At 72.0% G+C, this 13,460-nt stretch carries 14 protein-coding genes; 5 read left to right on the forward strand and 9 right to left on the reverse strand.

Translation table 11 applies throughout. From position 1 onward, the window contains the following. Positions 1–237: 237 nt before the first annotated feature. Positions 238–1,362 carry an FUSC family protein gene (locus tag NIE111_RS21865; protein ID WP_238686156.1) on the forward strand — a complete coding sequence of 375 codons (1,125 nt, stop codon included), beginning with the start codon at positions 238–240 and terminating at the stop codon, positions 1,360–1,362. Between the two features lie 12 nt (positions 1,363–1,374). Here NIE111_RS21865 and NIE111_RS21870 read toward each other — a convergent pair whose 3' ends face one another. Together NIE111_RS21870 and NIE111_RS21875 are read right to left on the reverse strand one after the other, a co-directional pair. Beyond that, positions 1,375–2,103: an alpha/beta hydrolase gene (locus tag NIE111_RS21870; protein WP_238686157.1), complete on the reverse strand. Its 729-nt coding sequence runs from the start codon at positions 2,101–2,103 to the stop codon at positions 1,375–1,377. Positions 2,104–2,194: 91 nt separating this feature from the next. Then, a complete protein-coding gene (locus tag NIE111_RS21875) occupies positions 2,195–3,184 on the reverse strand; it encodes a LacI family DNA-binding transcriptional regulator (RefSeq protein ID WP_238686158.1) in 990 nt (329 codons plus the stop codon). Positions 3,185–3,344: 160 nt separating this feature from the next. Between NIE111_RS21875 and NIE111_RS21880 the strand changes: the two genes are divergently transcribed. Then, positions 3,345–4,607 carry an MFS transporter gene (locus NIE111_RS21880; RefSeq protein WP_238686159.1) on the forward strand — a complete coding sequence of 421 codons (1,263 nt, stop codon included), beginning with the start codon at positions 3,345–3,347 and terminating at the stop codon, positions 4,605–4,607. A gap of 74 nt (positions 4,608–4,681) precedes the next feature. Here NIE111_RS21880 and ileS read toward each other — a convergent pair whose 3' ends face one another. From ileS to NIE111_RS21895, 3 genes are all read right to left on the reverse strand, one after another. Continuing rightward, the gene (gene ileS, locus NIE111_RS21885) at positions 4,682–7,798 is read right to left on the reverse strand and encodes an isoleucine--tRNA ligase (protein ID WP_372488387.1); all 3,117 of its coding nucleotides are present in this window, start codon (positions 7,796–7,798) and stop codon (positions 4,682–4,684) included. A 309-nt stretch (positions 7,799–8,107) separates the two neighbouring features. Beyond that, a complete protein-coding gene (locus NIE111_RS21890) occupies positions 8,108–8,770 on the reverse strand; it encodes a hypothetical protein (RefSeq protein ID WP_238686161.1) in 663 nt (220 codons plus the stop codon). Between the two features lie 31 nt (positions 8,771–8,801). After that, positions 8,802–9,083 (reverse strand): hypothetical protein, encoded by a 282-nt coding sequence (locus tag NIE111_RS21895; protein WP_238686162.1) that lies wholly within the window; start codon positions 9,081–9,083, stop codon positions 8,802–8,804. Between the two features lies 1 nt (position 9,084). On the opposite strand from NIE111_RS21895, the gene NIE111_RS21900 reads away from it, so the two are divergent. Further along, complete coding sequence (locus NIE111_RS21900) at positions 9,085–9,387, forward strand: hypothetical protein (protein WP_238686163.1); 303 nt, start codon at positions 9,085–9,087, stop codon at positions 9,385–9,387. Here the strand turns inward: NIE111_RS21900 and NIE111_RS21905 are convergent. Both NIE111_RS21905 and NIE111_RS21910 read right to left on the reverse strand, forming a co-directional pair. Further along, positions 9,376–10,095 carry a DUF4367 domain-containing protein gene (locus NIE111_RS21905; RefSeq protein ID WP_238686164.1) on the reverse strand — a complete coding sequence of 240 codons (720 nt, stop codon included), beginning with the start codon at positions 10,093–10,095 and terminating at the stop codon, positions 9,376–9,378. The two genes, NIE111_RS21900 and NIE111_RS21905, sit on opposite strands and share 12 nt — an antisense overlap. Beyond that, on the reverse strand, positions 10,088–10,663 hold the full coding sequence (locus NIE111_RS21910; protein ID WP_238686165.1) for an RNA polymerase sigma factor: 576 nt from the start codon (positions 10,661–10,663) through the stop codon (positions 10,088–10,090). The genes NIE111_RS21905 and NIE111_RS21910 overlap by 8 nt, the downstream gene beginning before the upstream one ends. Positions 10,664–10,797: 134 nt before the next feature. Between NIE111_RS21910 and NIE111_RS21915 the strand changes: the two genes are divergently transcribed. Continuing rightward, positions 10,798–11,133, forward strand: coding sequence for a hypothetical protein (locus tag NIE111_RS21915; protein WP_124859681.1), 336 nt, complete (start codon positions 10,798–10,800; stop codon positions 11,131–11,133). A 7-nt stretch (positions 11,134–11,140) separates the two neighbouring features. Here NIE111_RS21915 and NIE111_RS21920 read toward each other — a convergent pair whose 3' ends face one another. Together NIE111_RS21920 and NIE111_RS32125 are read right to left on the reverse strand one after the other, a co-directional pair. Then, positions 11,141–11,989: an MFS transporter gene (locus NIE111_RS21920; RefSeq protein WP_274531483.1), complete on the reverse strand. Its 849-nt coding sequence runs from the start codon at positions 11,987–11,989 to the stop codon at positions 11,141–11,143. Next, on the reverse strand, positions 11,986–12,438 hold the full coding sequence (locus NIE111_RS32125) for an MFS transporter (protein ID WP_274531484.1): 453 nt from the start codon (positions 12,436–12,438) through the stop codon (positions 11,986–11,988). Before NIE111_RS32125 ends, NIE111_RS21920 begins: the two co-directional genes overlap by 4 nt. Positions 12,439–12,496: 58 nt before the next feature. On the opposite strand from NIE111_RS32125, the gene NIE111_RS21925 reads away from it, so the two are divergent. Next, entirely contained in the window at positions 12,497–13,456 is a 960-nt protein-coding gene (locus NIE111_RS21925; protein ID WP_238686166.1) for an ArsR/SmtB family transcription factor, read from the forward strand. Positions 13,457–13,460 lie beyond the last annotated feature (4 nt).

The raw sequence follows: 13,460 nt of genomic DNA on the forward strand, positions 1-13,460 counted from the left end.
GCCCTGTGGAGCTGAACCGTTTGCGACATCGCGCCTGATTCGTCTACGGCATCAGCTCCAAAGGGGGAGCGGACAGGGTGCTGCGGTGAGCTGGCGGTGTGCCGGCGTGAGCTGGTGGTGGGTGTGGTGAGCTGGGGCCGGGGCCGGGGCCGGGGCCGGGGCCGGGGCTGCGGGTCGGGGTCGGGGTCGGGGCGGCGGGCCGGGCGGCGTGGGTGGGTGGGTGGGGGAGGTTGGGCGATGGTGCGGTTCAGCGGCCTGCGGACGGCCGGCGGGCGGTTGCGGCACGGCTGGCGGCCGGTGCTGGAGGCGACCGTCTCGGCGACCGTGGCCTGGCTGCTGGCGACCCGGTTGCTCGGGCACCCGCAGCCCTTCTTCGCGCCGGCCGCCGCGCTGATCGTCCTCGGGCAGGCCCGGGGGCAGCGCATCCGCCGGGCCGTCGAGGTCGTCCTCGGGGTCGCCGCCGGGGTGCTCGTCGCGGACCTGGTGGTGCAGGCGCTCGGCCCGGGCAGCACCTGGACGGTGTTCACCGTCATCCTGCTCACAGTCCTCCTCGCGGTGGCCTTCGGCGCCACCGGCGTGACGCTGGTTCAGGCGGCGGTCTCCGCGCTCTACCTGGTGGTGGTCGCACCGCCGGACGGCTCGTTGGTGCCGTTCCGCTTCGTCGACGCGCTGGTCGGCGGCGCGGTCGCCCTCGCGGCCAGCCTGCTGGTCGACGCCCGGCATCCCCTCGCGCCGCTGGTCGCCGAGGTGCGGCGGACCTTCGACGAGTTGGCCGGGCTGCTCGGCGGGATCGCCGACGCGTTGGACGACCGCGACGAGCCGGCGGCGGTCGCCGCGCTGCGGCAGGCGCGGGGGATGGACGCCCGGGTGGACGGACTGCGCGACGGTGTGCTGGCCGCCGGTGAGGCGCTGCGGCTCAACGTCCGTCGACGTCGGCACATCGGTCGGCTGCGTTCGGTGGACGAGTCGATCCGCCAGATCGACTACGCGGTCCGTAACGTCCGGGTGCTGGCCCGTGCGGGCGTGACCCTCAGCCGGCTGCACACTGCGGCCCCGCCTGAGCTGGGTGCCGCCCTGCGGTCACTGGCCGAGGCGGTCCGTCAGGCCGGTGCCGCCCTCGCCGCCGACCTGAACGGGCAGGAGGAGACCGCCGACCGACACGCCACCCGGGCCGACGAGTCGGCGTTGGCAGCGGTACACGCCGCCGGGCAGCTCTTCGGTCCCACGCAGACCCTGCCCCTAGTGATGATCATCGGTCAGGTCCGGGCCACGGCCATCGACCTACTGCGCGGCGTCAACCCGGAGGACGACGCCGCCGTCCTCGCCCGCGTCGACGACGCCCTGGGCCTTCCGCCGGTTTGACGTCCGCACCGCTCAACTGTGGTTCCCTGCCCGTGGGGGATGGGCGGTGAGCCAGACGATGGCGGAATCGCGGATCGGGGCGGGGATCTCGTGGCCGCCGGGGAACTCCTGGTAGGTCACGTCATAGCCGAGGTCGTGAAGGTGGGGAACGAGGCGACGGCTACACACGTCGATGGGCAACACCCGGTCGTCGACGCCGTGCGAGATGAAGATCCGTGGCCGACCGTGGGTGACCGGTGGCGCGGCGAAACCGGGGGAGAAGGCCAGCACCGCGTCGACCAGATCCCCGTTCGCCAGGCCCAGCGACAGCGCGTACGAGGCGCCGTCGGAGAAGCCGCCGACCGTCACGTCGGCCACCGGGTAGGTGTCGAAGACGGTCGCCAACAGCCCGTCGATGCGCCCCACGTCCGCCCCGAAGCCGCCGGCGATCAGGTCCCAACTGGCCGCTGACGAGTCCGGGGCGACCAGCAGCAGGTGCTGCGCGTCCGCGACCGGCAAGAGCAGGTCCAGCCCCTGTCGCGCCGAGCCGCCCGCACCGTGCAGGAGCAGCACCAACCGGTAGGCCGAACCGTCGCTGGCGGGCTCTGGGGCGTACCCCAGGGCCAGCCGGCCGCCATCGGGGCCGGCCATCGGCACCAGCCCGGTGCGGCCCGGCGCCACCGGCGGGTGGCGGCGGGCGGTCAACCGGCCGTCCCGGGGGCTCGGCGCCGGGTCCCAGTGCGACGGCGCGGAGTCGGACACGGGTCGGCGCTCCTCGCGGTGGACGAAAGGTCCAACGCGGTTACCCGGCCCGTGCGGGGTTAACCGTCGGCGTGTTCGATCGAGCGTCGACTCAGGCGCTGGCCCGCGCCACCAGGGCGGACGGGAAGAGGGTCACCGGAGCCGCCGGGCGCCCATCCAGCAGGGCGGTGGCCGCGGCGACGGCGATCCGCCCCACCGGATGACTCGCCGTGGTCAGCGCCGGGGCGGTCATCCCGGCCAACGGAATGTCGTCGAAGCCGGCCACCGCGACGTCGCCGGGCACCCGCGCACCGGCGTCCCGCAGGCCCGCGATCACGCCGAGCGCGGTGTCGTCGCTGCTCGCGTAGATCGCGTCGATGTCCGGCCAGCGGTTGAGCGCCTCGCCGGCCGCCGTACGGCCGCGGGCCGCCCGGAAGTCCCCGGGCAGTATCCGCTCCGGTAGGCCAGCCTCGGCCATGAGCCGGCGGTACGTCCGCACCGGGCGTTGCGCGCAGGGCAGCCAGCGGGGGCCGGTCACCATGGCGATCCGGCGGCGACCCGAGGCGTACAGATGGCGCAGCACCTCCTCGGAGCCGGCGGCGTTGTCGACGTCGAATGATGGCACTGTCGCCGAGCCGACGCCGATCGAGACCACCCGACCGCGTAGCGACCGGGGCACCGCCTCCAGCAGTTCCTCGGTCGTGTTGACCAGGATCACCCCGCACACGCTGCGATCCCCGTCGAGTTGGTCGAGGCTGCGGGGGTCGCCGAACGGCAGCCAGTACAGTGCCACACCGACACCGGCGGGCGTGCACACCCGGGCGGCCGAGCCGACCACCTGGTGCACGTACGGATCGTCCAGCACCGCCGCGCTGGTCCCCTGGACGGCCACGACCAGGCGTACGCCGCCGCCGCGGACCAGCGCCCGGGCAGCCGGATTGGGCACGTAGCCGAGCTGGTCGACGGCTGCCGTGACCTGTTTCCGGGCGGCCGGCGAGGCGAACCCGGTGCCGGCGATCACCCGCGACGCCGTGGACCGGGACACCCCGGCGACCCGGGCCACGTCCTCGAGAGTGGCCGGTCGGTGTGCCGCTGTCGTCATCGTCGCCTCCTGCGGCGGCCCGTCCGGTCGGACCAACGCCTGCTCACATCATGCCCCGGCCGGACCAGCAGCGGTAAGGGGCGGTTCCCGGTTGTGGTGGTAGCGCTCTCAGGTGTGCGATCGTGCCAGGAGATCACCCCGAGAAAGAGGACCCACCCTCGTGAGCGCCCCCACCAGTCGACCCGTAGCCCCGGACAACGCCTCGCCGACCCTGCGGGCGGTGCGGCTCGCCCGCAACGGCGTCGCCGTCACCTTCACCCTCAACGGGCTGGCCGTCGGCAGTTGGTTCTCCCGCGTCCCGGCCGTCCGGGAGGCGTTGGACCTCTCCGCCGGCCGACTCGGGTTGCTGTTGCTGGCGATGAGCGTCGGCGCGCTGCTCGCCATGCCCACCTCCGGCCTGCTCGCCCAGCGGTTCGGTGCCGCCCGCACCGTCACGATGGCCACAGTCCTGGTCGCGGTCGGCCTGACCGTGGCGGGGTTGGGCGCCACGATGACCGGGTCGTTCGCCATCGTCGCCCTGGGACTGGTCGCTCTCGGCTACGGCTCCGGCGCCTGCGACGTGGCGATGAACGTCGAGGGCGCGGCGGTGGAACGGCGGCTGGGCCGCACGATCATGCCCCGGTTCCACGCTGGGTGGAGTCTCGGTTCGGTGGCCGGAGCGGCGCTCGGCGCCGGGGCGGCCCGGTTCGACGTGTCGGTCGGCGCGCATCTCGTCGCGGTGGCGGTGGTCGTGTTGGCCGGCACCGCGCTCGCCGCCCGGACGTTCCTGCCCGTGGGCAGCGACCACACCGGCGACCCGGCGGACGCCACCCCGGCCGCCCGTCGCCGAGCGCAACTCGCCGCCTGGCGGGAGCCGCGCACCCTGCTGATCGGCCTGTTCGTGCTGGTGGCGGCGTTCACCGAGGGTGCCGCCAACGACTGGCTGGCCGTGGCGTTCATTGATGGACGGGATTTGAGCGAGGCCGCCGGCGCGGCGGTCTTCGCGGTCTTCGTGGTCGGCATGACCGTCGGCCGCACTGTCGGCACCATCGCGTTGGACCGGTGGGGTCGGGTGCCGGTGCTCAGCGGCACCATCGGCCTTGCCGTGGTCGGCGCCGGCCTGGCCGTGCTGGCGGGCTCCGGGCCGGTGGCCGTCATCGGCGTCGCGCTGTGGGGCCTGGGTGCGTCGCTGGGCTTCCCCGTCGGGATGAGCGCGGCGGCCGACGACGAGGCGCACGCGGCGGTGCGGGTGAGCGTGGTCGCGGTGATCGGCTACACCGCGTTCCTCGGTGGCCCGCCGTTGCTGGGGCTGGTCGGCGACGAGGTCGGCACCCTACGCGCGCTGCTGGCGGTGCCGCTGTTGCTGCTGCCGACCCTGCTGCTGGTGCCGGTGCTGCGTCCGCCGCACTCCGCTGAGACCGCTCCGTCGGTGGTTAAGAACTGACCCACCTCGCCGCCGGGCGGTAGCGGGTGCGCGGCCGACTGCGCCGCGCACCCGCGCCGGTTACGGTCGCCCGCTCAGGCCCGCACGACGTGCACGACGATGTCCTGACCGTCGCCCACGGTGCCGGGGAACCCCTCCGACAACGTGTCCACGACCGTCAGTTGGAGCGCGAGGGTCTCGTGCGCGATGAGCTTCTGATGCGTGGAGATCGCCGCCGCGACGTCCGCGGGGGCGGCGATCGACACCGTGATCCGGTCGGAGACCTCGAAGTCGGCGTCGCGGCGGGCCTGCTGGATGATGCGGACGACGTCCCGTGCGACGCCCTCGGCCGCCAGTTCGGGGGTGATCTCGGTGTCCAACGCGATCGTCGCGCCGCGCTGGGACTCCACTACCCAACCGGTGCGCGGCACCTCCGTGATCAGGATGTCGTCCAGGCCCACCTCGACCTGCGCGCCGTCGACCGACAGTGGGTACGTCCCGTTCGCCCGGACGCCGTCGACCAGGTCCCGGGGGGTCACGCCGGCGATTGCCTTCGCGACGTGCTGGGTGCGGTTGCCGAACCGGCGGCCCAGGGTCCGGAAGTTGGCTTTGACCTGCACGTCGATGACCCCGCTCTGGGCATCGAGCGGCTGGAGGACCTTGACGTTCAACTCGTCGCCGATGTCGTCCAGCAACGCCTGCGGGAGGACGGTGCCGGCCGGCAGACCCACGAGCGCCCGGCTCAACGGCTGGCGGATCCGCAGGCCGCTCGCCTTACGCGCGGACCGGCCCGCCTCGGCCAATGCCCGCGCCGTGGCCACCTGGGACGACAACTCCGTGCTGATCACTGTCGTGTCGGCTGTGGGCCAGGTCGCCAGGTGCACCGACTCGGGGGCCGACTCGGCACCGCGCCGGACGACCTGCTGCCACACCTCCTCCGTGACGAAGGGGATGAACGGCGCCAGTAGCCGGGTGAGGATGTCGAGGCACTCGTACAGGGTGGTGAGGGCGTTGGGATCGCCCTCCCAGAAACGCTGCCGCGACCGCCGTACGTACCAGTTCGACAGGTCGTCGATGAAGTCGGCGAGCAGTCGGCCGGCGCGCGCCGTGTCGTAGTTCTGCATCCGTTCGTCGACGGCGGCCGCGAGGGCGTGGACCTCGCCGACGATCCACCGGTCCAACACCGGTCGCTGGGCGACCGGCTGCGCCAGGTGCGGCGCCCACGTCGAGTTCGCCGCGTACAGGGAGAAGAACGCCGCGGTGTTCCAGTAGGTCATCAACACCTTGCGGACGATCTCGTCGAGTGGGCCGGGCCCGATCCGGCGCGGCGACCACGGTGAGCCGGAGCAGGCCATGAACCAGCGCACCGCGTCGGCGCCGTGCGTGTCCATCAACGGGATCGGCAGCAGGATGTTGCCCAGGTGCTTGCTCATCTTGCGGCCGTCCTCGGCCAGGATGTGCCCGAGGCAGACGACGTTCTCGTACGGGGACCGGTCGAAGACCAGCGTGCCCACCGCCATCAGCGTGTAGAACCACCCCCGCGTCTGATCAATCGCCTCGCAGATGTACTGGGCCGGGTAGGTTCGCTCGAAGATCTCCCTGCTGCCCGGCACGTGGGGGTAGCCCAACGAGGCGAACGGCATCGCCCCGGAGTCGTACCAGGCGTCGATCACCTCGGGGACCCGGGCGGCGACCTGGCCGCAGTCCGGGCAGGCGAAGGTGATCTCGTCGACGTACGGGCGGTGCGGATCCAGCTCGGACACGTCGGCGCCGGCCAGCTCCCCGAGCTCGGTACGGGAACCAACAGCGGTGATGTGGTTGTCCGGGCATCGCCAGAGCGGCAGCGGGGTACCCCAGTACCGGGAGCGGGACACCGCCCAGTCGATGTTGTTCTTCAGCCAGTCGCCGTAGCGGCCGTGTTTGATGTGCTCCGGGAACCAGTTGGTGTTCTCGTTCTCCCGCGTCAGCTCGTCGCGGACCTCGGTCGTCCGGATGTACCAGGACGGCTGCGCGTAGTACATCAGCGGGGTGTGGCACCGCCAGCAGTGCGGGTAGGGGTGTTCGAACGGCTCGTGCCGGAACAACCGACCAGACCTCTTGAGGCGGTCGATGAGCAACGCGTCGGCGTCCTTGAAGAACACCCCACCGACCAGGTCGATGCCGTCGTTGAACCTCCCGTTCGGGGCGACCGGGTTCACCAGCGGCAACCCGTACGCGCGGCAGACCGCGAGGTCGTCCGCGCCGAAGGCCGGCGCCTGGTGCACCAGGCCGGTGCCGTCCTCGGTCGTGACGTACTCCGCGAGGACCACCCGGTGCGCGTCCGGGATGTCCACCAGGTCGAACGGCCGCTCGTACCGCAGACCCTCAAGGGCCGACCCCGGTACGGTCGCCAGGATTTCCGCCTCCTCGCCGAGGACCCGCCGGGTCAGCGGTTCGGCGACGACGAACGTGCCCCGCTCGGTGCGGGCCAGGGCGTACGTCACAGTGGGGTGTACGGCGACGGCGGTGTTGGATACCAGGGTCCACGGGGTGGTGGTCCAGATCAGCAGGTCGACACCGCTGTGACCGGCCACTTCCCCGCGCAACGGAAACCGCACGTACACGGAGGGGTCGGTGACGGTCTCGTACCCCTGCGCCACCTCGTGGTCGGACAGGGTCGTGCCGTCGCGGGTGCAGTACGGAGCGACCCGGAAGTCCTCCACCAGTCGCCCGCCGTCGTGGATCTGCTTCAGTGACCACCAGACGCTGTCCACGTACTCCGGGGACATGGTCTGGTACGGGTGCTCCAGGTCGATCCAGTAACCCATCCGCTCGCTGAGCTGGACGAACTCGTCCACGTGCCGCAGCACCGAGGTGCGGCACAGGGCGTTGAACTCCGCGACGCCCATCTTCTCGATGTCGGGCTTGCCGCTGAGCCCCAGTTCCTTTTCCACCGCGAGCTCAACGGGCAGGCCGTGGCAGTCCCACCCGGCACGGCGTGGCACCGAGAAGCCCCGCATCGTCCGGTACCGGGGGAACAGGTCCTTGAAGACCCTCGCCTCGATGTGGTGGGTGCCCGGCGTGCCGTTGGCGGTGGGCGGACCCTCGTAGAACACCCACGGCGGACCGTCGGCAGTCTGCTCCAGACTCCGGTTGAACACGTTGTTTGCCTGCCACCACTCGATGACCGCACGGTCCATCCCACCAAGATCGATTTTGGTGGGTAGTGGCACGAATGGCGACTTCGACGGACCGTCCGGCACCGACGTTCTCCCTACACTCCACGTCCGCTCGCGCGGGCATCTGCTCACTGCCCACGCGGGGACGAAGCGCCGGGCGTATGGCCAGGACTCCGCGGTACCACCCCGCTTGCGCCTCGATGGTGCAGGCGCCGCTCAATTTCACGACGTGACGTGCCGCGACGTCCGGTTCTACTGAGGCGGTCGAACTGCCCGTTCTTCCGGAGGCTCCCCGGTGATGGCCGGATCGGTGCCGATGCCGCCCAGCATAGCTGTCCGTGCGCGGAGCCAGTGGCCAGAGCGCTAGGCGTGCAGCCAGACGCGGAGAGGGCCGGTGGTGGTGAAGCCGGCGGAGAGCGCCGGCGTCAGGTCCGCTGTGGTTTCGTAGCCGACCAGCGGCGCGTTGGGCATCGTGGCAGACACCGCGCGCCAGACGTCCCGGGAGTTGTCGGTGCGGGTGAACAGGTTGGAGACGCCGTACGGGCCGTCGCCGCTGAGCACCGCTCCTCCGGTGATCACACCCCGGTCGTCGTGGCGGGCGAGCACCCGTACGCGGGGGTCGGCCAGGAGCGCGGGGCGGAACAGCTCTCCACCGCCGTGGGCCGCCGCCCAGGCCACCAACTCGTCGGGTGTGGTGACCGGGGTCAGCGGCGTGTCCACAGGCGGTGCCGACGTTGGCCGGTGGATCCACTGGGCGTCGAAGAGCACCCGGAACCCGTACCCGGACAGGTCGAGGTCGGCGAAGCTGTCCTTCACCGACGCGCCGGGCCCCGCGTCGATGCGGGCCAGAACGGCCTCGGCGTCGACGCCCGGCCGCACTGTGACCGCGTCCGGGTACCACTGTGGCGAACGGTGGGGGACCGACCAGGCGTCGGCGTCGGTACGGCCGACCAGCCCTTGGCTGCCGCAGACGATGTCGCACCATTCGGCGTTGTTGCGGGCCGCCGTCCGCATGTCCTCCAGCACGTCGGGCAGCCTAGCCGGCCGGGGCACTGGCTCAGGGGGCGTAGACCAGGTCCATCGTGTCGGTGTGCCCGGACCAGCGCAGGTCGAGGCGCCAGCAACCGGCCTGCGGCAGGTCGATGATCGACGGACCGGGGCCACCGGCGACCTCCCGGATCACCCGGGTGTCCGTGCCGTCCAGTCTCGCGGTGATCACCAGGGTTGCCGGCGCGGTCGGGTCGGGCGAGGTCGTGGCGGCGCGGGCCACCCAGAGGATCTTGTTGTTCGACCCGTCCGTCCGGACCTGCCGCAGCGGATGGGCGAACAGCACCGCCACGATGTCACCCTTCGCGCCGAAGACGTGCGGAACCCGCGCGTCCCCGCTGAACCCGGCGTCCGCCCAGTCCGGCAGGGACCCCGTCTCGACCCGCGCCGCGCAGGCGGTCGCGGTGCTCGCCGTGGTGGCCGCACCCGCCGTCGGCGACGCTCCGCTGGTCGTGGTCGTGCACCCCGCCAGCAGGACCACCGAGGATGCCAGCGTCAACCTGCCCCAGGAAACCATCTCACCCCTTCCGGTACGCGTCGACGACTCGTCCACCCTTCCGACACCGCCCACGCCCGTCGGGTTCCTAGCCCAGTGAGCGCGCGATCTCGATCGCCTCGGCCTTGGTGAGGGTGCCCTCAATCCGGTAGCTCACGTCGTCGTCCTGCCAGATCAGGGTCGAGCCGGCCAGTCGGGCGGTCTCCCGGCGGATCTCGCCCGCCCGGTCCACGTAGGACAACGCGTGCGGGCCGTCGACCCAGACGGCGAAGTCGCCGTTGACCTGGACCCAGTTCGCGCCCGGCGGGCTGACCTCCTTGTGGAAGGCCAGGTCGAGGTGACCGTCGAACGCGTCGACGCGCAGCGCGCCCCCGTCGTAGAGCAGCGTCGCCACCCGGTACCGGCCCGTGGCGTCGGGGTCGGCGACCAGCACCTGTTCGGGCGTGCCCAGCATCGCCGGCAGGCGGATCGGGAACCGCACCGACGGTTGGGCCTCGTCCAGGGCGACGGTCCGCTGCCCGGGCAACGGCGACGCGGCGCCGGCGGGCGGCGTCGGGGCGGGCGAGGTGGCGATGCTGACCCCGGCGAAGCGCAGCAGCCCCGTGACGGCGTCGGCGATCGCGGCCCGCGTCGGCGGCAACACCGCCACCAGCAGGGCGACGAGCGCCACCACGGCGAGCGACCGCCACCGGCGCCGCCGGGGCGACGGCGTGCCGAGCCGTACGCGGACGCGGGCGGTCACGTCGGGCGGATCGGGGGTGTCCAGCCAGGTGGACAGGTCGCGCAGTTCCCGTTCGAGGTCACCCATGCCGGACCTCCGCACTGTCGAGCAGGCCACGGAGCTTCGCCAGCGCCCGGGACGTACGCGACTTCACAGTGCCCCGGGGCCAGCCCAGAGCCGACACCGTCTCCTCCTCGGTGAGATCGAGGAAGAACCGGCAGACGATCACCTCACGGTCCCGTACCGGCAGTTGTCGCAGCGCCTGTACCAGCGATGCCCGGCGCTCACCGGCGAGGACCCCGCCGACCGCGTCGTCCTCGGCGATCTCGGACGTCGGGTCCGCTGCCGCCGCCCGCAGCACGAGCCCGTCGCGCCGGCCACGGGAGCGGTGCAGGTTGCGGGTCTCGTTGGCGACGATCGCGAGCAGCCACGACCGGAAGGACGCGTCACCCCGGTATCGGGACAGCTTCCGGTACGCCTTCACAAACGCCTCCTGGATGACGTCCTCGGAGTCCGAGCCGGCACCGAGCAGCACCGCGGTCCGGTACGCGGACGCGGTGTGCCGGGCGACCAGGAGGTTGTACGCCTCCAGGTCACCTGCCCGAGCGCGGGTGACGAGCGCCTCGTCGTCCAGGGGAGCCTCCGTTCGGATCACACTCAGGACACCGCCCACCCGCCGCGGGTTCCACGGGGATTTCCCGACGTGGGTCAGCTCTCTCCCATCCGGCGTGCAGCGTATTGCCAGGAACCGGTGCTGCACTGGAGGGACGTCGAGGAGAGGGGCGGGGCATGAGCTGGTTCAACCGCCGGTCACGGGGTGCCGAGGCGACCCCGACGAAGCTGGACCGGGAGGCGACCCGCGACGACCTCGCGGCGCTGGAGGCGTTCGTGGCCACCCGGCGCGGGGTGGAGTTCTACCTGGAGCCGGAGACGACCGCGACGGACACCACTGTGGTGGCGATCGCGCACGACGGCGAGTGGATCCGCCGCCGTACCGGAACGCCGCGCGCGGCCGGGTCCATCGCCCGCAAGCACGCGGTGCCGCTGTACGAGGCGGCGCGCACCGGCTACCCGGAACGGATGCGGACCTGGAGCCGGGCCCACCCGGAGCGCCATGCCCGCTGAGGCCAGGTCAGTGCGGCTGGGCCGGCGCGGGTTCGTGGAGAGCGGTAGCGCGGGCCTGCACCAGTCGGAATTCGGGTGAGGTGACAGTTCGTACCGTCACGGTGAGCACCAGGACGCAGAGAGCTGCTGCGCCCCAGAAGACCGCTCTGACGCTGACCAGTTCGGCGGTGAGGCCGGCGGCCAGGGCCCCGAGCGGCATGGAACCCCAACTGGTCAGGCGGCTGACCCCGCTGTAGCGCCCCATCATCTCGTCGGGCACGACGAGTGCCCGCAGCGAGCTGTAGGTGACGTTCCACGCGCCGGAGCCGGCGCCGCCCAGGACGGTCGCCGCGGCGACCAGCCGGGGGGACGAGGTGATGGCCGGTGCTGCCAGCAGGACGGCGAAGCTCGCCATCGACGCGGCGAGGACGACCCGCCGTCCGAGGCGGCGGGTGAGAAAGGGTGCGGCGGAGGCTCCCACCACGCCGCCCACCCCCAGGGCTCCGATCAGCAGGCCGTATTCCGCGTGGCTCAGGTTCATCGGTCCGGGTGCGATCGCGTAGACGGCGATGACCGCCATCCAGGCCGCCCAGCACCCGCTCGCCGCACCGGCCACCAGCAGCAGGGACCGCAGAATTCTTGCCTGCCACACGTACCGGATGCCCTCGCGGATGTCGACGCGGAGGCCCGGAAGCTTCGCCCTCGGTCCGGGGTGACCGCTGCTGCGGTAGTGACCGGTCATGACTGCCAGTGCGAGTAGTGCGCCCGCGTAACCAACGCCGCCGGCACCGAGTGCCACGGCCAGTCCGGCGGCGGCGAGCAGGCCACCCAGCGGGGGCCCGATGAACTCGTTGGCCGCGGTCTCGGTCGCTGTCAACTTTTCGCGAACGCGGATTCCATGCGACTGCGGGGTATGACCATCGGCACGACCGACATCCGGGTGGTGTCGGCGAACACCTCGGCGGTGCCGAGGAGCAGCGCACCCGCGTACAGGCCGGCCAGCGGGAGGGCGTCCACGAGGACGGCGCCCACGAGCACGGCGAGGAGCAGGGCGCGCGCGGCGGCCATCGTCATGATCAGGCGCCGGCGGTCCACCCGGTCGGCGAGGGCACCGGCGGGCAGTGCGAACAGCAACCAGGGCAGGGTGTTGGCCAGGGTGGCACCGGCAACCAGCGCAGGGGAGTTCGTCATCGAGACGGCCACCAGAGGCACTGTCAGCTTGACGACGCCGTCAGCCAGGTTGGTGATGGCGGCACCAGCCCACAGGGCGTTGAAGTTCCGCGTGCTCACTGTCGTCGGGTCGCCTGGTGGGGTGTCGCTGTGCATGGCCAGGAGCTTGCGACATCCTGCGGCGCCTCCCTAGAGTTTCGACTGGAGGCGAAAAGTGGCGGTGTTCCTGGTCGACGCCGAAGTGATGGCGCGGGCGCGTTTCGGCACCTCGCAGCTCACCGAGACGTTGGGGGCGCTGAATATCCTGCGCCGGGCTCAGCCGCTTCCGTGGCATCGGGTCTGGCGGGACCAGCACGTCGATGCCTTCCGGGGCTATCTCGACGGTGACCCGGTGACCCGGGCCATTCTGGCGCACGCCATATCGTCCTCCTGGATGGCCGACTTCCTGACGGTGCCGCCCGCCCGTCCGGACATGACGCTGGACGACGAACTCGTGGAGCTGGAATCGCTGCCGGACGACCGGATCCGTGCCGATCTGGCCCACGTACGTTCTCCGCTGGCTGCGGAGCTGCGCGGTTCGGGGTTGGCGAGCCGGACGGCCGCTCTCCTGCGCTGGGTCTGGCACCACACCATTGAGGCGGATTGGCCGCGCCGGCAGTCGGTGCTGCGCGCCGACGTGGTGTCCCGGATCTCCCGGCTGGGCCGGGACGGATGGTCCGGGGTCCTCAACGACATGCGGCCCGGCACGCGCTGGCTGGGCAACGGCCGGCTGCAGGTCGAGGAACGGCCCTACCCACCGTCCGACGTGCGCGGCGGGACGCTGACGTTCTTCGCGGCCCACTGCCGGGGAGGCTGGATCTCCTGGAGGTTGCCCGACCGCTTCGGGATCGTCTATCCGGTGACGGGAATCTTCGCCGAGGCGGCTCTCACCACCCCGGATCCACTGCGCCGCCTGCTCGGGAACGCGCGGAGCACGATTCTGGTGCAGGCGGCTGAGCCGGTCAGCACCACGGCCGTGGTCGCCGCGACCGGGCTGCCGCTCGGTACCGTCGGTGGTCACCTGCGCGTGCTGACGGATGCCGGTTTGCTCCAGAAGCGCCGGTCAGGCCGGGAGGTCCTCTACTGGTGGACGGATGCGGCACGGACGCTGGTAGCCGGGGCCTCATCGTTCTGAAGGG

It is taken from the genome of Micromonospora hortensis (assembly GCF_022230935.1).
Lineage (GTDB): Bacteria > Actinomycetota > Actinomycetes > Mycobacteriales > Micromonosporaceae > Micromonospora > Micromonospora hortensis.

Excerpts from the sequence above, each read along its gene's own strand:
- NIE111_RS21865 (WP_238686156.1), top strand. The coding sequence starts at position 238 with ATGGTGCGGTTCAGCGGCCTGCGGACGGCCGGCGGGCGGTTGCGGCAC.
- NIE111_RS21875 (WP_238686158.1), bottom strand. The coding sequence starts at position 3,184 with ATGACGACAGCGGCACACCGACCGGCCACTCTCGAGGACGTGGCCCGG.
- NIE111_RS21900 (WP_238686163.1), top strand. The coding sequence starts at position 9,085 with ATGTCACCCTTCGCGCCGAAGACGTGCGGAACCCGCGCGTCCCCGCTG.
- NIE111_RS21905 (WP_238686164.1), bottom strand. The coding sequence starts at position 10,095 with ATGGGTGACCTCGAACGGGAACTGCGCGACCTGTCCACCTGGCTGGAC.
- NIE111_RS21915 (WP_124859681.1), top strand. The coding sequence starts at position 10,798 with ATGAGCTGGTTCAACCGCCGGTCACGGGGTGCCGAGGCGACCCCGACG.
- NIE111_RS32125 (WP_274531484.1), bottom strand. The coding sequence starts at position 12,438 with ATGCACAGCGACACCCCACCAGGCGACCCGACGACAGTGAGCACGCGG.